The organism is Enterococcus florum, assembly GCF_004309355.1.
GTDB lineage: Bacteria > Bacillota > Bacilli > Lactobacillales > Enterococcaceae > Enterococcus_A > Enterococcus_A florum.
Map to the genome: position 1 here is coordinate 1 of NZ_BJCC01000043.1, position 20,737 is coordinate 20,737.

Consider the following 20,737-nt stretch of genomic DNA (forward strand, 5'->3'; position numbering starts at 1 on the left):
CTGGAAGCTCTTTTGAACCACCAGCACAGCAGGTGGTTTTCAAACATACAAAAAGAAAAAACCACGAAAGGAGTCATTCGTGGTTTTAAGATTATGCAACTTCTGATGGTACAGGTTTGTCTCCATTATTTACAAAGTAGACTTGGTACCAAGTTAAGAAAGTAAAGATCGTCCAAATTTTACGACGCCCATCTGCAGTTCCATGATAGTTGTCGTCTAACAATTTCAAGATCTTCTCTTGATCAAAGAATTCTTGAACAAATGATTGTTCAAAAACCGTCCGAACTATTTTGTAATATTTTTCTTCCCTCAACCAGTCTTTGATCGGTACTGGGAACCCTAATTTTTCTCGGTTGTACCATTCTTCCGGTAAATGACGAGATGCAGCTTGGCGGAAAGCATATTTTGTATTTTCAGCATTGATCAGGTATTTTGTTGGAACCTGTTCAGATACCTTCATCAATTCTTTGTCCAGCAATGGTACACGAACTTCCAAAGAACTAGCCATGGAAAGTTTGTCCGCCTTCAGCAAGATATCTTTTGGCATCCATTGATGCATATCCAGATATTGCATTTTTTTGATTTCCGACATGTCTTGGACTTTATCATAATGAACTTGTACGATTTCTTTGACTGTAGGACTTTTCTGATAAGTTGGCTGCAGGTAGTCATCTGCTTCTGCCTCTTCGAATACTTTTGCCTGACCGATAAAGAAATCTTCAGCGGGTGCTAACGATGTATACAAGTGTAACGCTCCTCGGAAAGTTTTCCCCTTCAGGCCACGTCCAATTTTGTAACGCATGCCTTTTGGTAATTTTTTCAATCCCTCAGCGACAACTTTGACGACCTTCGAATTGGTATTCATTCCATATGCTTGGTAGCCGGCAAACAGTTCATCTGCCCCCTCTCCACTCAAGGCAACGCGGACATCCCGACTAGCTAGTTCAGCTAAAAAATAGAGCGGAACACAAGATGGATTTGAATCCGGTTCGTCTAAATGATACTGAATCAATGGGAAATACTCAAATGCTTCATCTCCAGTAACGATGCGAGAAATATTTTTCAACTCGATCAAATCGGCCAGTTTCTTTGCTTCGACAGATTCATTGTAAGTTTTATCGCCAAACCCGATCGAATAAGAATGTTCTGGACGCAAGACCGCGGTCACATAGCTTGAATCTACTCCAGATGACAAGAAAGAACCCACTTCCACATCTGCAATACGATGTGCTTCAACCGAAGAAACGACGGTCTCATCGATAAGATCTACCGTCTCTTCTAAAGTCAGATCGGTTTCTTTTTCATCGACATCCCAGTATTGCTGAATGTTCAATTCACCATCTTTATAAGTGAAATAATGTCCTTCCTTGATCCGATAAACATTTTTGAAGAACGTCTCATCCAGAGCTGAATATTGAAAAGTCATATACGGTTTGAGCGCTTCTTTGTTCAATTCTTTGTTGAAATTAGGATGTTTCAAGAAGCTTTTGATTTCAGAACCATACATGAACGTCCCATTCATTTGGGTATAATACAACGGTTTGATTCCGAAATGATCTCGTGCACCAAAAAGTTCCTGCTTTTCCGTATCCCAGATCACAAAGGCAAACATGCCGCGAATTTTTTGTAAAAGTTCTCTACCATATTCTTCATACCCATGCAGTAAAACTTCGGTATCTGCATGCGTCGTAAAGACATGGCCTTTTGCGATCAAGTCTTCCCGAATACTTTGATAATTATAAATCTCTCCATTAAAGGTGATGACCTTCGTGCCATCTTCATTATATATCGGCTGTGAGCCACCCTCCAAGTCAATGATGCTTAAACGGCGAAATCCCAGTGCCACGCCTTCATCAACATGCTGACCTGAACTGTTGGGGCCTCGGTGGATGATGGTATCCATCATTTCTTTGATAATTCTTTTTTTATCTGTTGTGGTCGAACGATCAACAAATCCTACAATTCCGCACACAGTGTCTACCCTCTTTCATACGTGCTAAATGATACAAAAGTATCAACTTTCAAAGTATATCATAGGATTCAGCGACTTTCACGAGTAGACTGACTTTTGCGTTGATTTTATCGTGATTTCTTAATTTTTTTCAAAAAAAATTAACCTAGAACAATGAATAAGCAATTGTCCTAGGTTATTTCTCTCAGTCTATAAAGTTAATGCAACTAAAAACGGATAGGCGCCAAAAAATTCGATCAATGATTTGTTATTATCAGCTGTGTCCAAAATCAAAATGCTGGTTTCTTTTTTCTCATCTTCCGTAATTTGCACGGTTTGCTGATTTTCTAGTTTCACTAGATATTGACTTTCTTCTAGTTTCTTGAAATCCAGCTTCGGATCATTCATGGTTGTAATGAAGATGTCATCCAGTGTTTCGGTTCGAATCTTATGCGGCAAACGGAAGGACAAGCTTAATGGTCCGCTGTTGTCTAACAGATTGTCTTTCATTTCAAAGCCGAGTTCCTTCATATTGCTGAAAACCTCATTCATTTGGTAACTAAAAATAGAGTTTTGTCCGCTCGTATAAATATGCTTTTCATAACAGTCTTTCAATAAGGTTAGTACAGCATCATTCAATACCTCAACCCGCATCGTCTCAGGATAAACGGTCATCAACTTGATTTTTTCTGTTCTGATCTTCCCATCAGAGGTTGGCATCATCAATTGGAAAACGATGTAGTTGTCGTCAATCAAACGATAAGAAAGCGTGAAATTCTTCGTTTCCCAAGTTGAGAATTCTTGATTCGACAAATGCAAGTCCCGACTTTCTAATGGTCTTAACAATTCAAAAGTAAAGTATTCCAGCAATGCACCCTTGGCGATGGCAGAGGCTTCCCTTTCCTTCGTCAAAAAGACTTCCCGATAATAATTCAATAAGGTCTCGAAGTCTGATTCCATTAATATCTTGCGGAATTTTAAATCAGCAAGTTCTCTCTCAGCATCTGAGATCAGGGTCAGTAAGTCCTGATAATTATTTTCCCGGTTTTTGTAATACGAATAACTGTGGCGCTTCTTATTCTCCTCTGTCTGTTTCGGTGAAGTTTCCTCAACAATTTCATCGGATTTTACAGTAGCGGTTTCAACAGGCTCTGTGGACTCTGTCATTTCTTCTGGATCGACCAAGGTATCATAAAGATCGTTGATGCGATTTTTCTTTTCATCAGCCATCTACTTGTCCCCCTTTTTCAAGAAATCTTGAATGAATTGCTTCAGTTGCTTTTCCATCTCAGCCAAACTGCCAAATCGTTTTTTAATGATTCGCAGTTCCTTTAATGCAATCGCCTGTTCCAGCTCAAGACTCTTTTTTTGTCGATCGAGGTTAATCTTTTCAGAGTCGCGAGAAATATCATTTCCTACATATGGCGTCCATTTTTCTCGTTCGGCCTTGAAAGCATTGATTTTCTTGTCTAATTCCTCGATTTCTTCCTCGATTTTCTTACGATTCAACAAGCCTTTGGTTTCCTCTAGCTCTCTCTTCGCGCGGCTTTGTTCTCGAATTTGTTCATCGATTTTTTGAATCTCCGAACGCGCAGCAATTGCCTTTGCATCTAATTCATCTTCTTTCGTCAAGAAAGAAGCGATTTCTTTTTTATAGTCCCCAGCCTCAACCTTTTTCCATTGAGCCAAGATTTCCGGCAAAATAGTAAGTGAAGGCTGCGTGGCATCAATCTGAAGCACCGCTCTGTCTCGATAATAACTGCCTAGCTGGTAATTTAGAAGGATCGGAGATAATTGATCATTTAGGCGCATAAAAGGAAATCGTTTTAATAATTCTCGATCCAATTTGCTGGTCAAATAATTATCGATTTCATGATTTGCATTGCTGGATTGTTGGATCGATGCAGGTAATTCCTTCCAATAAATTTGGTAGACTGCTCCCATATCTTCTTGTTCCATTGCCTGTTCTAATCGTTGAAGCTGAGACATTAAATCTCCTAAAACATTTGAAGCTGATTCTTTGACCGAATCAAAAGACGTTTCTGGTGCCTGTTTTTCTGGAGTCCCCATCTAAGACCCTCCTTCATATTTTCATATTCTAATAGTACCATTTTTTTGAATATAAAAGAAAACATATTCTCGTAAAAGAACAAAAAACGTTGGCCAAATACAGCCAACGTTTTCGCTTAATTTGTCAGGTTAGAAAAGAAATCCTTAATCGATTGCCATAGATTTGCAAAAAATCCCTGGTTTTCTTCTAGCGTTCCCTTCAATCGGTCTCCAAACTGACCCAATTGATCTGAAACCTTGTCTACAGTGTTCTTAAAATCACCGCTGATCTTATCCAATTGCTCGATGGATTCTTTATCTAAGACCCCATCAGTCGTTTGATACTGCTGCGCTAAGCTAACCAGCTTATTGACTTGATCCTCACCAACATAGTTTGATAAATTGTTTTTCTCTAAGGCATCATTGACAATTTTTTCTACCTCTTCTTTGGTTGCCAACTCACCTTGTTTTTCTTTCAGTTCAGCCAATTCTTTTTTGATATCAACCAGCGCTTGATTCAGTTGAGCTTTATACGCTTCATCCGCTTTTTCCTGGTCACTGTTCGAAAGATTTTCATTCGCTGATTCTTGATTGGCATTGCTCACGATATCCTGAGCTACTTCATTTGTCGTATTCAATTCTGTTTGAGCCAATTGTGCCCGTTCAGGATTTACCTGCTCGCCGTTGGACTCAAATGCTTTATAAACCCCAGTCAAAGCACTTTCTCCTGTCACTTTTACGACACTCGCTACTTTAACAGTGGCATCAGAAATTCCTGCTGTGACTAGTGGATTCTTGTACTGATCAGCTGTGATTTGGGTAATATTATTAGGTGTCAGGATATCCACCTCGATGCCTTTGCCAGGATCTTCTCGATTCACCACTACTGAGCTCAGCATCACACTATCATCCCCGCTGCCGTAGCCTAAGTAGTTCACTAGATCAGCTCCAGTTGCTTGTTCCATCTTCACATTGTCTTGATTCACGCCTAAGACCTGCATGGTTTCATTTAGTTGCTGCTGATTTAAACCAGCTCCAGCAACAAATGTGGGTTTTCCCCAACGCTCATTGATGACCGTCTCTGAGTTCGCAGTTGTTGCAAACGCGGGATTGCTTGATACACCAATTCCGACTCCCAAAGATATGAGTAAGCTTGTTAACATAATATATTTATGTGTTTTCATTTACGACTTCCTCCTTGGTTTACCTTTTTTATTTTAGTAGATTTTAGCTCTTTCAGCAAAAAGAATAATACAGCTTAACTAATTATTTATCAATACAACGATAATTTAACAAAAATCTCCGACTAAAGTACGATGAAAACAGAAAATTTTTATGAATATCGTTAAAATTTCGCTGACAACTGATCGCCGGCTTAGAGCTTAGCCATCGTCTTTACAAGGACCAAAGCTAAGTTCGGAGATAAACCAATGATAGAAAATCCTCTTCAGTAATAGTTAGCTTGATCTTTTCGCTCGCACAAAAAAACGTTGGAACTTTTGAAGGTCCAACGTTTATCATTGTTTATCTCTCTTTCGTTGTGAAATGAATCTTTTTTTCTGCATCTCTAGAAAGAATCGTTTGTTCCTTCAAATAATGAAATTTTAATTCTTCTAGATCAGGATTCTCCAGCATGTTTTCATACCCTTCAAAAATAGCTCGGATATAATGCTTATACGCTTGTTTTTTCTTTTGTCTCTTGTTCATGATACACCGTCCTTCTGAGATATCTTACCAATCCTATTGATGAAGAACAAGTCATAGTTAATAGGTTTCATCCAAATAAGTCAGTAGTTCTCTCGACAAATCTGTGGCTGATTGATTATCTTCACGATCTTCGAGAAATTCTAAAACAGAATAACGTTGATTTTGAGCGTCAAAAGCATATAGGAAGCTATTTTGTTTCCCACGTTCATCTTGGTTTTCTTTGATCTCAGCAGTACCGGTCTTCGCTGCTAACGAAATGCCTAATGAAGCAAGACTATTTGCAGTCCCATTTGGATCAGAAACAACTGCCTGCATATCTTGTGTGATCAATGATGCTGTTTGACTTTTGATTACCTCTTTCTTTGTCTTTGTCTCCTCTGCGGCAATCAATTTGGGATAAACCAATGTTCCATTATTTGGAAAAACTGAATAAGAGGCGATCTGCTGAATAGGATTAAGCAGCAACTGTCCTTGGCCGTAGCCGGTATCGGCTAAAAGCACTTCGGAATTAAAGCTGTCTTTATTTGAGATTTGTGCTGGATCCATAGCGATCGGCAAATCAAGCTTTTCACCAAAAATAAATTTGTCTAAACCTGATCTGAAGGTATCTTCTCCCATTCTCAGCGTTTCCTGTGCCATGTAAATGTTATCCGAATACACTAAGGCTGTCTTAAGATCAACTGGACTGACTTCGCTGACTCTGGTCACCTGATAACCGCCCCATGAGCTGTCTTTTTGCCATTTCAACCCATCGATCGTTACTTGTTGATTTGGGTCCAAACTTCCAGAATCCAATCCGATTGCTGCTGTGACTGTTTTGAAAGTCGAACCAGGGGCATAGCCCGTAGCAAACCGACTTAAAAAAGGAAGCTTGGTGTCATTATTATACGTGTCGTATTCTGCTTGACTGATACCGTTGGTCATTTTATTAGGATCAAAACTAGGACTGCTTACTAGCGTCATTAGTTCACCAGTTTTTGGTGCCATCACAACACTGGAGCCTGATTGATCGTCTAGAGAGTCATAGGCGATCTGCTGAGCTTTGCTGTCAATTGTGAGTTTGATCGTCTTCCCATTTTCTTGTTTGACTTCTTGAAGTACATTCTTTTGTTGTCCATTTTTATCTGTGATTGCTAAAACGCCGCCGTCTTTCCCGCGAAGTTCTTTGTCCAATGCACGTTCTAAACCGGTTCTGCCGATCAAACTTTCGCTGGACAACTGCTCATTTTTTTCGATATCTTCTGCAGTCACTTTGCCAACATAACCGATGAGTTGGGCCGCAGCCTCACCTAACGGATAGGTCCTCCCAGTCGCTTGGCGCACCTCCAATCCCTCTGGCGTCCCTTCTGGCTGTTCAGAAACTGTGCCTAACGGAACGAAAAGATCTGGTTGAACCCAAGCCTGATCAAGCATTTTGTTGACCGAGTCCACACTGCTGTCAATAGCCTCAGCGATCGCCGCGATTCTTTTTTCTTTCTCAGCCCCCTCGCCCAACTCTTTTGGGACGACACCTAGCTGATAGACCGTGCCATTTACAGCCAGTCCTTGCTCATTGCGATCTAAAATTTCTCCACGCTCAGCTGGATTTGGTTGATAACTGACTTTGTCATTGTCAGCCATTTCTGGGAAGATCAAATCAGGCTTCCAATTGATTTTTTGGTTATCTTCGGAAAAACTTCCCTGGTAGGTTTGATCTTTTAAGGAACCCAACCCAGTATTCATTGAAAGAGCATAGCGAAACTGATCACCATTGATCTCAACATTTTTTACCTTTATATTAGAAGCGCTGATACCAGAAAAAATCGACTGATATTTTTCCTGAACCGCTTTTTCAGTATAGCCACTCTCCTTGATCGAATCAGTTTCAAGGTATTGAGTCAGCTGTGGGTATTCGCCATCCGATAAAGCTTTAGTGAATCCTTGGATCGTTTTTTCTCCCCGGGCCTTCATTTGCTGTGCTTGATAAAATCTGTACCCGACAAAAGCAGATATGACCAGCAACACAAGTACCACTGCTGTGACCCATGTTTTTTTGCTGCTTGATTTACGTTTAGTTGATCTTTCCATAGCATATGACCTTCCTTCTATCTTCCTTCACTGGTCTCAATGATTCTATTTAGAGTAATCCTTTGTTTTGGAAAAAGCATTATCTAATTTTCTTTTTTAACAAAAATTAAATAGGAAAAATGACCTGTGATTTTCATCAGAGTTGCTGTTTTTCTGGCTGAAAAGCCTTCTTTTCATTATACTAATAAAAAAGAGGTGATTCCTTTGAATTATTGTTACTTATTTATCGGCCCTAGTGGTTCCGGCAAAACTAGTTTAGCCGAAAACTGTTTTTCACCGGATCAAAAAATCGTTTCCTACACCACTCGACCTGCTCGTTTGGGTGAAAAAAACGGTCAGGATTATCATTTTATTTCCAAAGACACATTCCAACAAATGATTCAGCGGCAGGAATTTGCCGAGTACGATCACTACGATGGACAGTACTATGGCATCTCCAATGAAAGTATCGAATCGGGATTAAGAAATGGGGACTGTTATGATCCGATTACTGCATCAGGTTTTTGGAACCTGCGCCGTCGCTTTGGTGATGCCGTTGTTCCTGTTTGGATCACTATTTCCAAAGAAACACTTATGGATCGGCTGAAAAACCGTCAAACGGATTCGAAAGAGATTGACAGAAGGCTGGCTCTTTTTGATGAAGATCAGGCAAATTTGACGAAATTGGAAGCATTACCTGATCTGATTATCATCGACGGGGAACGTTCTTTAGAAGCAATGAGTCAACAGCTTCGAGAATCATTGAAGTAGCTGAAAGGCTTTTCTCTCTCCATCCTGAATAGGAAAATGAACCATTCCCCGATAACTGAAGCCTAGCTTATCGATCACCCGCAACATCGGGTAATTCTTTGGATAAGTATCGATCCGGATGTCTTGATAACCGATTTTTCGTGCCTGCTTGACAGCGTGCTGCACCAACCTGATTCCCAGCCCTTTGCTTCGCTGCTTTTGGTTGATTGCCACACGATGGATGGAGACGTATCTTGATTCTCCCTCCCAGCTTCCATCGATCGCTTCGTAAACAGGATCAATCCCCTCGATCAATGCAAAGCTGCCAAGAATAGTCTCATTTTCTACTAAAACATAACTAGCTTCTTTCTGAATATCTTTTAAGATAACTTCTTCTGTCGGTCCTTGCCCATTTTGCCATTGTGGTGAGCCTTGTTCCTTTAAGTAGGTTTTAGCCTCGTCAAAGATTTGCATCAATTCCGGAATATCTGCTTTGACCGCTTTTCGTAAAAGACCTTGATTTGCCAGAAGCTCCGAATTTTTCTGCTCCTCGCCAAAGGAAAGAATTTCCTCTGCGTCCTTTTTGCCTAACATGCCTCCTAAGACTTCTCCAGTTTGTTTTGCCATGCGAATGATATAATCTTGATCTTCATATCCCATGCTTTCCCATTCCTCTCCTCCAATGATCGCCCCACTCGAGATAGCTGCCAATCAATTCTAAATGATGGGCCAGCGACCATTTTTTTATCGTTCCTAAACCAGGAAATTTGTTTTGATGTGCGTAGTTCATGAGTTCCTCCAGCCCAAGGGTACTCAGCAGCTGATCTTGATTTCTGTGATACCAGCTGACCAGCTTTTCCAATGCTTCGATAAATTTTAACCCTTGATCTTTAGCAGAATCATTAGAGTCAGAAACAAAATGCTTCACTCGCAGATTCAAGTAAGCATCGAAATAAGTAATATGGATCGCTATTGCCCGGCTTGGGCCACCCTTATCAAAATAGCGGCGCCCATCGATCGTAAAATCACTAAATCCAGTTAGACCATCTTCTAAATAGTATAAGTGATCGTCTGTAAAAAAGTCATCTTCTTTTGTTCCATAATCAGCAACATGACGCTTTGTTTGAAACGATTCTTTCAAAATAATTTTTTCTTTTGCTGGTAAAATGCGGAAGCGTCCCTGATCTGGAATAACCAACATCGTTTTTTTATTGACCAGAGGCAGCAATCCTTGAGGGTTTCTTGGTGAACGTTCATTGAAAAGCAATAAATCTGCCGCTGCGCACGTTGTATCCTCAACGATCTTGGCTTTTTTTACAGAAGAGTTTTCTGACAGCTGCCAGGAATGCTTCTTTTCATCAAATAATTTATAAGTTCCTACTTGCGGATTGTCGATCAAATACAGCGGGAACTGGTGCTGATCGAACAATTCGACTGTTTTCTTAAGAGTAGCCGAATCACGAACTGGTTCGACGATCGGCTGAATTTTTTTCGACCAGCGCTGATTTTGAATCAAGACATTCAGTGCAAGCAAATCAAATTGTTTTCCTCGTAAATAAGGGTAGTACATCTTCTCACTCCAATGGTTCGGTTGGTCTTCTTATTTGGCGCTGACGTTTTAAAAAGGCATAATCTTGTTTTAATGCCTCCAACTCCTCCTCCAATCCAGCCAAACGGTCGGATTGTAGATCTTCGATGAAGCGATGGTAATAGTTGTCTTCTGCCAAAACATCCTTATTCAAGCTTCGTTTCCGTAATTCTTTGTATAATTGTTCAGTGGAAAAAAAGGAAGTGCCGTAGTCCATTCGCTTCGCTTTAGCGACTTCTCGAAACATTGATGACATAAATCGCTGGATCAAAGCGGTCTCTGGAACGAATAAATCCTGGCGAACGGGCTTTTTAGCAATAGTAAATGTTCCGTTGGCTCTCATGTCTTCGTCCATAAAATCATATGGACGGTAAACCAGTACGCCGATTTTACTAGGTATGTCTTTTTTTACCTGCTGAAAAAGCGATTCAGGAAGGACAAAATAATTGTAATGACCGATAAATGACAATTTAGCTTTTGATCGAAAATCTGCTTTGGAAACTTTTAACTCATAGCAGCGCCACTCAAAATGTTCTTCTTTAAAAAAACAAGCCAACGTATCAACGATACCCTGCTCGTCTGGCATAGAAACTTCTTCTACAACTAGAGCTCCTAAATCAATACAATAATAATATAAGGCCTTTTCAATTTCCTGTGTCAATTCTGTTTTCATTTCATCACCATGGGAACGTATTTTCGTATACCTTAGCATAACGGCACCAAAAAAAACAGAGGAAATCCTCTGTTTTAAATAAAATATTCTAAATCGCTTGCTGGTGTTGGATACGCGAAAATATAATCCGATAATTCTTGATGACTGACTTTCTTTTCAAACACAAAATAAAAGTAATTGATCAGTTCATCCGCAAGACTGCTCAAACAAGATAGTGCTACGATCGTGTCTGCTTCATCATAAACGATTTTTATTTTTGCCTCTTGCTCATTGATCCGCATGAACGTAAACCAGCTGGAAAGATCGGTTGTCTCACTGTGGTATTTTTCAGGATGCTCAGCCAATTCTTTTTCACTCATGCCGATTCGTGCCAATTTCAAATCTCCAAAGACAATAGTGGGAATCAACGGATATTCGATGGCTTCTTTTATACCGACCATGGCTTGAACTGCATAATTTGCCTCAAAGCCCGAAACAGGCGTTAATTTCGGTTGAGTTTTATCAAGTACATCCCCGCATGCAAAAATATGTGCTTGGTTAGTACGTAAATGATCATCCACAACGATTCCGCGTTTCGTGTATTCTACTCCTGCATTTTCAAGCTTTAAGGATTCAATGTTCGGAGTACGTCCAGTTGCTCCGAGGACCATATCCGTTTCTAACTCAAAGCCATCAGCGGACAAACGATAGCCGGGATCGAGGGCCTCTAACGTTTTGACGCCCACGTTAAAGTGGAACACAATACCTTGTTCTTCTAAATGTTTGACCAACTCCAACGCAAGTTCTTCATCAAAGCCTTTCAAAGGCTGTGAATTATGATGAATGATGTGTGTTTCTGCACCGGCTGCATTGGCGATCGCGGCTAATTCAAAAGAGATATATCCAGCACCTAAAAACGCGATCCGCTTTGGAAGATGCGCCAAATCAAGAAAATCGGTACTACTTTGCAGGTACTCTTGACCATCAATCGGCAATACAGACGGCCGCTGTCCAGTAGCAATCAAAAACTGTTTTGCTTTTAATTCTTCATCTGAAACCTTGATTGTATGAGAATCAGCAAATTCAGCTTGGCCTTCGAACGTATCGATCTCTGTATCAATCAGCCCCTTCTTCGTTCCTTCAGGCACTGTGTCTGTATAAGAATGCTTGAAGGCCATTAATTCTTCCCAATGAATGGTTGGATCTGATTCAAGCCCTTTGCCATTGAGTTTTTTTACTTTTGATTTTGCTTCTACAGCACTCATCAAGATCTTTTTTGGATCACAGCCACGGTTGGGGCAAGTACCGCCCCACAAGTCTGACTCGATGATCGCAACTGCTTTTCCTTGTTCTTTTAATCCATATGCGGCGGCTGTTCCAGCAGGACCACCGCCGATTACGATCGCATCATAATTTTTCATGAACATTCACTCCTAACTTAAAAATCGGAAAATGTTTGCACGAGTTATCTCGCCGACGATCTTCCTTTCCTGGTCTTCTACATAAAATTTCTCATGATCTGCGAGTATTTCGAAAGCACGTGTCAAAGTAGCTGACAGAGGTAAAATCGGTACTGTCGGATCGCTCATTTTTACTGATTGATAATAATCGGTGTTAAAGACATTTTGCAACGTTTGTTCATGGAATTCATCATTGGCTTCGTCAAAAAAGTCCCTGACAAAATCGCTTTTAGGCTGACTTTGGATTTTTTCCGGCGTATCACACTGAATTAGTTTCCCTTCATTCATTACTGCGATGCGGTCTCCTAGTTTCAACGCTTCCTTCATGTTATGCGTCACGAAAACGATCGTGTTGCCAAGTTTATCGTGTAGTTCCAACACTAGGTCCTGTAAGCTGGATCGAGAGATCGGATCCAAAGCACTGAAAGGTTCATCCATTAAAATGATATCCGGCTCAGCCGCCAGTGCTCTAAGAATACCGATTCGTTGACTTTGACCACCAGATAATTCACCTGGCATCCGCTGCAAAAAGGTCTTGGGATCTAAGTCTACCTCTTTTAACAGCTCATCGGCTCGCTGGTTTCTGCGTTTTTTGTCCCATCCTAGCATTTCGGGGATAACATCAATATTTTCTTTGACTGTCATCGTAGGAAAAAGCGCGATCTGCTGCAATACATAACCGATTTTCCAACGCAGCTTTTGAAGTTCATAATCCTTGATTCGTTTTTGCTTGAAAAAAACGTCTCCTTCAGAGGGTTCAACTAAGCCATTGATCATTTTCAGAGATGTCGTTTTACCACTTCCGGAGGGACCAACTAAGACAAAGATTTCCCCCTTTTTTACTTCCAAATTCAAATCTTTTAAAACGACCTGACCCTCGAATTCTTTGGCAACATTTTTAAATTCAATAATTGGTTCCATCTAATTTCCCTCCTCAATGATCTTTTCCTTGACCAAAAAGTCACGGGCAACTTGAGCAGGCTGCTTTCCTTCAACGTTGACTTCATAATTCATTTCGATCATTTGGTCCTCAGTGATTTTACCAGCTAAGCGGTTTAATGCGTTAACCACATTTGGATGGTCATTCGCAAACTCGCCTCGCATGATGGCCGCTCCTTGGTAAGGCGGGAACAAACGCATATCGTCTTCTAACGTTACCAGATCATATTGCTTGATTTCACTATCTGTTGAATAACCATCGATCACATCAACATCTTGATTTTGGATCGCTTGATAACGCAAAGCAGGCTCCATACTTTGGACCGAACCAAAGTTCAATCCATATTTTTCCTGAATCCCACGATAGCCATCTTCCCGATCAATAAATTCTAAAGTAAAGCCAGCTCGCAATTCGCCTTCATGTGCAACTAAATCTGAGATTTTCGAGATTCCCATACTTTCAGCCTGTTCACGACGCATGGCTAAAGCATACGTATTCTCATATTCCATTGGCTCCAATAACTGCATGTCAAATTGGTCTTTTAAGAGTTTATTGGCTTCCTCATATGTTTTATCAGGAGAACCGTCTGTTTCAGTCCCTTCAGGAACCTCAACCAAACTTTCTAAAACAGTGCCTGTGAATTCTGGGTAAATATCGATTTGATTGTTTTGTAGAGCACTGAATAGAAAACTTGTTTTCCCGAAATTCGGTTTCAATTCAACATTGACGGAAGAATCTTCATCCTCGATCACATCTTTGTACATGTTGATCAAAATATCCGGCTCTGCTCCCAATTTACCAGCAATCGTCACTGTCTCTCCAGCAATCGGATTATGCTGGGCAAAGAAAATACCACCGATCCCTAAGAAAATTACTGCTAAAGCAATTAAAGTCGCCTTCATGCTTCGATGTTGTAAGAAACGAATCAATCCGCTAAATAAAATCGCCAGCAGTGCTGAACTGACAGCACCAATCAACGTCAGGCTTGGATCATTTCGATCGATTCCCAACAAAATGAATGTTCCTAGTCCGCCGGCTCCGATCAGAGCTGCTAATGTAGCCGTACCAATGATCAGTACCAAGGCAGTACGAACTCCGGAAACTATGACTGGCATCGCCATTGGAAGTTCGACTTTAAAAAGCTTCCTTGTCCGAGACATGCCAAATGCGTCTGCAGCCTCCTCGATCGAAGGATCAATCTCTGAAAGTCCAATATACGTGTTTTGAAATATCGGCAACAGCGCATAAACAACTAACGCAATCAGCGCAGGTACGGTCCCAATACCGACAAATGGAATTAATAATCCAAGCAAAGCCAATGACGGTATGGTTTGTAAAATACTTGTGATCTGCAAAACAACTTCTGCCATTTTTTTATTTTGACTCAACAAGATAGCAAGTGGAATGGCGATCACAATTGCAATCAATAAGGCGCTCAAAGAAATGGCTAAATGCTCAAAAATGGCATCAAACAATTCACTTCTCCGTTCGCTGAATGTTTGGATAATTTCACTCATAATGGTTCCCTTTCTAGTATGACTTACCCTCAGTATAACGGAACGTCAGGACAGGACAAAAAGATTCGCTCACAAGCAACTGCTTAAAATCGTTGTCGTTTTTCTTGATTGTTTCACAAGGATCGCTCAGCAATCCATACGCCGAGCAAAGAAATGGCATCCTGATTTTCAACTAGTTGACTAACATATGTCCATTTAAAAAATGTTTCTTTAATACAATATAGAACGTACGTTCTTTTTGGACAAGAGAACACTTCATTAAAAATAAATTAAGGGAAAGGGCTTTCTCTTACACAATGCTAAATCATTCTCTCAATTACCTCTAAAACTTTTCCAACAAAAAAAGCCCTCCCTTTATTAAAAAGAGAAGACTTTTCATCTATCCAATTACTCATTTTAATGATTGTCCAGTTTTTTCCTGAAAATGGTTGGACTACCGAGTAATTGAGTCAAAAACGTTGTTGAATCAAGGTAAATCCCTAGCGAATCCCTAAAGCAATCCGTGCATAACGGCTCATCTTGTCAGTGGTCCAGGCTGGATACCATACCAATTTGACCTCAACATTTTTTACCTCTGGGATCTCATGCAGCGCCGATTGAATTTGGTCCGTTAATACATCTGCCAACGGGCATCCCATGGTTGTGAGCGTCATCTTGATTTCCGCATTCCCTTCGTGGTCAAAATCGACCTCGTAGATCAATCCAAGATTAACGATATCTATACCTAACTCCGGATCGATAACTGTTTCGAGAGCTGTCAGCATCCGTTCTTTGATTTCTTCGATTTCTTGCTCTGTCCAACCTTGTTTGTTTTCTTCCATTCTGTTCACTCCTTTTTCGAAGTTCTAGCTTATTTTACTCTATCCCTTACTTTTTGTAAACGGCAACTGAACGGATATCCATCAAGTTACGTTTTTGTTGAATCTTTTTTAACCTTTTTTTGTTCATCCTCACTTAAAAAGCGACCAATGACACTATCTGTGGCTACGATGTTGGTGAAGGCCATTGGATCAACTTCACGGACAATTTGTTTCAAAGCATACAATTCATAACGCGTCAGCACCACCATTAGAACATCCCGCTCTTTCGAACTAAATCCACCACGTGCTGGAATGATCGTCATACCTCGAACCAAGGATTGATAAAGGGCATCTCTCAATTCTTTGCTTTTCTGAGTGGTAATAAATGCGGTCATTTTCTGATGACTCGTGTGAATCATATCCACCACCGTTCCCATCGTAAAAATAGTAATGATCGTATACAAGGCGCTCTCCCAATCAAAGAAAAAACCAGCCACGACCACGATGATCCCATTCATCAGCATAATGTAATTACCAACTGTTCGGCCAGTGGTTCGCGATAAAAGCAAAGATAAAATATCTAGTCCACCAGTCGTAAAGCCGTATTTTAATGAAAATCCGCCTCCTAAACCTAATAGGACTCCGCCCGTGATGGCATTCATCAATACGTTGTCCGTAATTTCCCCGACTGGGACAATCGTAGTGAATAAAGACAACGCAATGACATTGGCGAAACTCAGGATCATCGCCGATTTTCCTAATTTAATAAATCCCAAAACGAACACAGGAACATTCAGCAGGAAGATCAATATGCCTGTATCGATCGAAATACCCACTAATTGCTGAAAAAAGGCACCAATGATCTGGGCGATACCAGTCATCCCAGCAGAAAAAACATTTGCTGGAATCAGAAAAAAATTCAGACCTACCGCACCTGTCATGCCGGTCAAAATGATAACGGCGATTTTAATAAAAAGATCCTTTTTGATATAATCCATTTTTTTATACACCTTTGACTCCTCCAAGTTTAACATTCAAGTACAGAATAACAGGTGAAATTTAAAAGTAGCAATAGTTCTTACGCATTATAAGAGAATAATCATAGCATTCTTACTATTTTTTGATAAACTGTTAGTAGGAAAAAAACCTAAGCAGCTTTCACTAGCTTCTAAACTATAAGGAGGACAACTATGGCAAAAGATGCAAGTTTTGACATCGTTTCAGAAATGAACAATGAAGAAGTAAAGAACGGGATCCAGATCGCTCTCAAAGAACTGAAGAATCGTTTCGATTTCAAGGGCAGCACATTCGATATTGCTTTAGAGGGCAATCAATTGATAGTCTCGGCTGAGGATGACTACAAGGTAGAGCAAGTGAAAGACGTCCTATTTAGTAAACTGATCAAACGTGGGGTTCCCTTAAAAAATATCCATTTTTCAGCTTCTGAGCACGCACTTGGGGGGACGGCACGACAAAAAGCTGATCTAGTCAGCGGAATCGACAAGGAAAACGCCAAAAAGATTACGACAGCTATCAAAAACAGTAAAGTGAAAGTAAAAGCACAGATCCAAGAGGACCAGTTGCGTGTGACTGGTAAAAATCGTGATGACCTACAAAAAATCATCGCTTTAGTGAAAGAATTGGATTTACCGATCGATGTTCAATTTACAAATTACCGCTAAAAAATGCAGCCGTCACGGCTGCATTTTATGTTGCCAAAAGGCTGTTGCACACTCTTTTATCGCTTCAGCAGAATAGACGATTTTTCTATCCGACCAATTTGGAGGAAGCAGCGTGGCATAATGTGGATGAGTAAAACGCTGATCTAACAGCAAAATGATCCCTTGATCATCCATCGTCCGAATCACTCGACCCGCGGCTTGAATCACTTTATTCATGCCAGGCAATTGATACGCATAACTAAATCCTTGGTGGTTTTTCTCGTCATAATACGCCTTAATTAGTTCTTGCTCGTGATTTATCTGGGGCAGTCCTACTCCAACTACCACGGCTCCGCTGAGTCGCTCTCCAGTCAAATCGATCCCCTCAGAAAAAATTCCGCCTAACACGCAAAAGGCGACCAAGGTTTCTGTCGGTTTTTCTTTAAATTGAGCCAGAAAATTCTCGCGCTCCTGCTCATCCAACTTTGAACCTTGTATCATCAACGTTATTTCTGGATAGGTTTCATTAAAAGCTTCCGCTACTTGATCCAAAAACTTAAAGGATGGAAAAAAAACCATATAATTTCCTTGTTTCTGAGTAATCAAAGCAAATATGGCAGCCACAATCTTGGGAATATTTTGTTCACGGTTTTTGTACGTGGTTTGAATACCTGCATCCACGATCACCAGCTGATTTTTTTTAGGAAACGGGCTGGGCAGACGATAAGTCAAGTTATCCTCCTCTCCACCTAAAAGATCACGGTAGAAATCCAACGGAGAAAAACTAGCAGAAAACATAACCGTGCTTCCGACCTTCTCCATCGTCTGTTTTAACAAATAAGAAGGATCGATACAATACTCCTTAACGATCAAGTCATAAGAAGTGTTCTCAACAGTCGTTTCATAATGGTCATCATAAAATTCGGACATCTTCGTATAGCGATTGATATCAAAATAGATGGTCAGCATTTTTTCTTGGATCAGATGCTCTGGGTTCTCTGCCAGCCATTCTTTGATCAGCTCTTGAAGATGAAAAAGCTGATTCAATAGACTTTCAGGAGCTGCTTTTTGATGATGATATTTCGTTTTCTTTTCTTCCAATACTTGAGCGATCAGTTCAAATTCGTTGTCGACACGGTTAAACGCTTTTACCAGCCGTTTGAACTTCTTTTCTAATCCTTGTGAAACTTCAAAAATGCGTTGGCGAGAAAGCTGAGCAGAGTACATTTCTTTAGAGCGATTAACAAGATTGTGTGCTTCATCGACTAAAACTAAATTCCCCTTATTCTCCTCTTCAAAAAATCGACGTAAGTAGACAGTAGGATCAAATAAATAATTATAATCTCCAATCACCAGATCACAAAAACGACTGACATCTAAGGACAATTCAAATGGACAAAGCTCGTGTTTTCGGGCGTAATGTTCTACGACTGGACGAGTGTATTGATTCTCGGTCTGCAGCATATCCCACAATCCATCATTTACTCGATCATAATAGCCTTTGGCAAAGGGACAATGTTCTGGTGTACAGTTCCGTTCTGTCAAAAAGCAGATTTTATCCTTTGCAGTGAGAGTCACACTTTTGATTTCGGCTTTTTCTTTGGCTAATCGATCAGTCGTCTCCTCGGCAACCTGCCGTGTAATGGTTTTAGCAGTAAGATAAAAAATACGCTCCCCTAATTCTTCTCCCATTGCCTTGAATGCAGGAAATAAGCTGGACATTGTTTTGCCAATTCCTGTCGGCGCCTCAACATAAAGCTTTTGCTGAGCAGCAATCGTTTTATACACTGCAGAGGCTAATTCACGCTGTCCCGCCCGGTAAACAGGGAAAGGAAATTGCAGCTGCTGCAAGGACTGGTTTCTTTGATTGCGCCAATTCGTCTGGTAAACGAACCAAGCTTCGTAACGTGTCATCAAGTCTTGAAAAAAATCATTCAATTCTTCTATTGAAAAACGACGAAATCGGTAAGTGGTCTCCTCTGTCACCGTTTGATAATAGGTTAAGCGTGTTTGAACTTCTTTAAGCTCCTCTTGTTCTGCAAAAATATAGGCATATACCATTGCTTGATAAAAATAGAGATTTATTATTCCTTGCTCAACTTCTTCAAAGGGGATCTCTGAGGTTTTAATCTCATCAATAGTGACCAGGCCGTCCTCTTCATAAATCCCATCGGCCCGACCCTCTACTTGGATCTCAGTATCAGCCATGGTTACCTTCTTTTTTAACCAAACTTCCTTTTGATAATCTGCACCAGCAGCTTTTTGCAATTTGCGATGGATTCTAGCTCCTTCCAACGCGGTGTGATTGCTGCTTTTTCCTTCATCGATACTACCGCTGCGCAAAATAAATTCGACCAAGTTGCGAACAGATATTTTTTGAATGGACACTTTGTCACCTCATTTCGTGCCCTACCACCATAGAAGATTTTTCTGATCTCGTCAAGTCTATTTGTCGTTAAAATGATCTAAAAAAGACTTGAAAAGATCGGTCTTGATCCCCATTTTCTCGCAGTTTTCTAAAATTGAATGAATTTCCATCACTAAGAAACAGAGATAGAATGCATATAACAGAGCTTCTCCTGCATTCATGGGTATCAACCTGGCGACCGGTACGAAGAACAACAGCAAGATCAAACTGACTATCTTCCTTAAAATGCCGTTGATCCCTTTCTTAGAAGAAATTGAGCGCGTGAGTTTAGCAGCAATCAATCCCGTTGACAGATCAAGCAGCATTGCCAGTGAAATCAACGATAAAATATTCAGAAAACGGCCTTCTAACCCAATGACACTTCCCATATGATCCATTCCCTTCACCTCCTTTGACTATCAACGAATAAGAAAACGTTTTTTCAATAAGATCGTCAATGAAAAAGTGGTCACTCTCCCACTTTTCCCGTATTTTCATGTATAATAAACAAAGAATCGTAAGGAGGGAAAACATGATCCATATCGAAAGATTGGTTACAGGTCCAGTTCAGGAAAACTGTTATCTGGTATATAACGAGCATTCATTGCTAGTGATCGATCCCGGCGCTGAGGGGGATCGAATCATTCAAGAAATCTCACGAATTGGCAGAAAACCAATTGCGGTTTTACTGACACACACACATTACGATCATATTGGTGCAGTTGAGCAAATTCGAAACCACTATAAGGTTCCACTTTATGTAAGTCCTTTAGAGCAGGAGTGGTTAGGCGATCCCATTTTAAATCTTTCTGGTTTGGGAAGTCACAACGATATTCCCGACATCATTCTTCAGCCTGCTGAATATGAATTCGAATTGAAGGACTATGATTTTGACGGCATGCGCTTTACTGTCATACCGACCCCGGGACATTCAATTGGCAGTGTAAGTTTCTTGTTTGACGATTTTGTGATCGTCGGAGATGCTTTGTTCAGAGGGAGTATCGGCAGAACGGATTTGCATACTGGAGATCTGCAGCAGTTGTTGTACAGTATCAAAGCCTATCTTTTCACCTTGCCGAGAGAATTACCTGCGTATCCGGGCCATGGAGATGCAACCACCATTGGCCGTGAAATAGATACAAATCCTTTCTTTAATTGAGCCAATTTCATAATTCGCTTTTATAGAAAAGCCGACACTCATCCAATTTC

General features: G+C 40.5%; 19 protein-coding genes. 3 read left to right on the forward strand and 16 right to left on the reverse strand.

What is annotated here, in order from left to right:
* Window positions 1-91: 91 nt before the first annotated feature.
* The 6 genes from asnB to pbp4 all read right to left on the reverse strand — a co-directional run bounded on the left by asnB (window position 92) and on the right by pbp4 (window position 7,774).
* Entirely contained in the window at window positions 92-1,972 is a 1,881-nt protein-coding gene (gene asnB, locus NRIC_RS18685) for an asparagine synthase (glutamine-hydrolyzing) (RefSeq protein WP_146624240.1), read from the reverse strand.
* 189 nt (window positions 1,973-2,161) lie between these two features.
* A complete protein-coding gene (locus tag NRIC_RS18690) occupies window positions 2,162-3,181 on the reverse strand; it encodes a hypothetical protein (protein ID WP_146624241.1) in 1,020 nt (339 codons plus the stop codon).
* Window positions 3,182-4,021 carry a hypothetical protein gene (locus NRIC_RS18695; protein ID WP_146624242.1) on the reverse strand — a complete coding sequence of 280 codons (840 nt, stop codon included), beginning with the start codon at window positions 4,019-4,021 and terminating at the stop codon, window positions 3,182-3,184.
* Between the two features lie 116 nt (window positions 4,022-4,137).
* Window positions 4,138-5,184 (reverse strand): DUF1002 domain-containing protein, encoded by a 1,047-nt coding sequence (locus tag NRIC_RS18700; protein ID WP_146624243.1) that lies wholly within the window; start codon window positions 5,182-5,184, stop codon window positions 4,138-4,140.
* 340 nt (window positions 5,185-5,524) lie between these two features.
* The gene (locus NRIC_RS18705; protein WP_146624244.1) at window positions 5,525-5,707 is read right to left on the reverse strand and encodes a hypothetical protein; all 183 of its coding nucleotides are present in this window, start codon (window positions 5,705-5,707) and stop codon (window positions 5,525-5,527) included.
* A gap of 57 nt (window positions 5,708-5,764) precedes the next feature.
* Window positions 5,765-7,774, reverse strand: coding sequence for a penicillin-binding protein PBP4(5) (gene pbp4, locus NRIC_RS18710; RefSeq protein ID WP_146624245.1), 2,010 nt, complete (start codon window positions 7,772-7,774; stop codon window positions 5,765-5,767).
* 204 nt (window positions 7,775-7,978) lie between these two features.
* On the opposite strand from pbp4, the gene NRIC_RS18715 reads away from it, so the two are divergent.
* Window positions 7,979-8,524, forward strand: coding sequence for a guanylate kinase (locus tag NRIC_RS18715; RefSeq protein ID WP_146624258.1), 546 nt, complete (start codon window positions 7,979-7,981; stop codon window positions 8,522-8,524).
* On the opposite strand, the gene NRIC_RS18720 is transcribed toward NRIC_RS18715, so the two are convergent.
* The 8 genes from NRIC_RS18720 to NRIC_RS18755 form a co-directional block, all read right to left on the reverse strand.
* On the reverse strand, window positions 8,513-9,163 hold the full coding sequence (locus tag NRIC_RS18720; protein ID WP_146624246.1) for a GNAT family N-acetyltransferase: 651 nt from the start codon (window positions 9,161-9,163) through the stop codon (window positions 8,513-8,515). The genes NRIC_RS18715 and NRIC_RS18720 overlap by 12 nt on opposite strands.
* Window positions 9,153-10,073 carry a sce7725 family protein gene (locus NRIC_RS18725; protein ID WP_146624247.1) on the reverse strand — a complete coding sequence of 307 codons (921 nt, stop codon included), beginning with the start codon at window positions 10,071-10,073 and terminating at the stop codon, window positions 9,153-9,155. Before NRIC_RS18725 ends, NRIC_RS18720 begins: the two co-directional genes overlap by 11 nt.
* A gap of 4 nt (window positions 10,074-10,077) precedes the next feature.
* Entirely contained in the window at window positions 10,078-10,764 is a 687-nt protein-coding gene (locus tag NRIC_RS18730) for a hypothetical protein (protein WP_146624248.1), read from the reverse strand.
* Between the two features lie 74 nt (window positions 10,765-10,838).
* Window positions 10,839-12,164 carry a dihydrolipoyl dehydrogenase family protein gene (locus NRIC_RS18735; protein ID WP_146624249.1) on the reverse strand — a complete coding sequence of 442 codons (1,326 nt, stop codon included), beginning with the start codon at window positions 12,162-12,164 and terminating at the stop codon, window positions 10,839-10,841.
* Window positions 12,165-12,176: 12 nt separating this feature from the next.
* Window positions 12,177-13,124, reverse strand: coding sequence for an ABC transporter ATP-binding protein (locus NRIC_RS18740; RefSeq protein WP_146624250.1), 948 nt, complete (start codon window positions 13,122-13,124; stop codon window positions 12,177-12,179).
* Entirely contained in the window at window positions 13,125-14,660 is a 1,536-nt protein-coding gene (locus NRIC_RS18745; protein ID WP_146624251.1) for an ABC transporter permease/substrate-binding protein, read from the reverse strand.
* Between the two features lie 479 nt (window positions 14,661-15,139).
* A complete protein-coding gene (locus tag NRIC_RS18750; RefSeq protein WP_146624252.1) occupies window positions 15,140-15,481 on the reverse strand; it encodes a metal-sulfur cluster assembly factor in 342 nt (113 codons plus the stop codon).
* Window positions 15,482-15,567: 86 nt separating this feature from the next.
* A complete protein-coding gene (locus NRIC_RS18755) occupies window positions 15,568-16,458 on the reverse strand; it encodes a YitT family protein (protein ID WP_175580161.1) in 891 nt (296 codons plus the stop codon).
* A gap of 192 nt (window positions 16,459-16,650) precedes the next feature.
* On the opposite strand from NRIC_RS18755, the gene NRIC_RS18760 reads away from it, so the two are divergent.
* Window positions 16,651-17,142: a YajQ family cyclic di-GMP-binding protein gene (locus tag NRIC_RS18760; RefSeq protein ID WP_146624254.1), complete on the forward strand. Its 492-nt coding sequence runs from the start codon at window positions 16,651-16,653 to the stop codon at window positions 17,140-17,142.
* Window positions 17,143-17,154: 12 nt separating this feature from the next.
* On the opposite strand, the gene NRIC_RS18765 is transcribed toward NRIC_RS18760, so the two are convergent.
* Together NRIC_RS18765 and NRIC_RS18770 are read right to left on the reverse strand one after the other, a co-directional pair.
* The gene (locus tag NRIC_RS18765; RefSeq protein ID WP_146624255.1) at window positions 17,155-19,509 is read right to left on the reverse strand and encodes a helicase C-terminal domain-containing protein; all 2,355 of its coding nucleotides are present in this window, start codon (window positions 19,507-19,509) and stop codon (window positions 17,155-17,157) included.
* Window positions 19,510-19,566: 57 nt separating this feature from the next.
* Window positions 19,567-19,926: a phage holin family protein gene (locus NRIC_RS18770; RefSeq protein WP_146624256.1), complete on the reverse strand. Its 360-nt coding sequence runs from the start codon at window positions 19,924-19,926 to the stop codon at window positions 19,567-19,569.
* Between the two features lie 134 nt (window positions 19,927-20,060).
* Between NRIC_RS18770 and NRIC_RS18775 the strand changes: the two genes are divergently transcribed.
* Complete coding sequence (locus NRIC_RS18775; RefSeq protein ID WP_146624257.1) at window positions 20,061-20,687, forward strand: MBL fold metallo-hydrolase; 627 nt, start codon at window positions 20,061-20,063, stop codon at window positions 20,685-20,687.
* The last annotated feature ends 50 nt before the right edge of the window (window positions 20,688-20,737 follow it).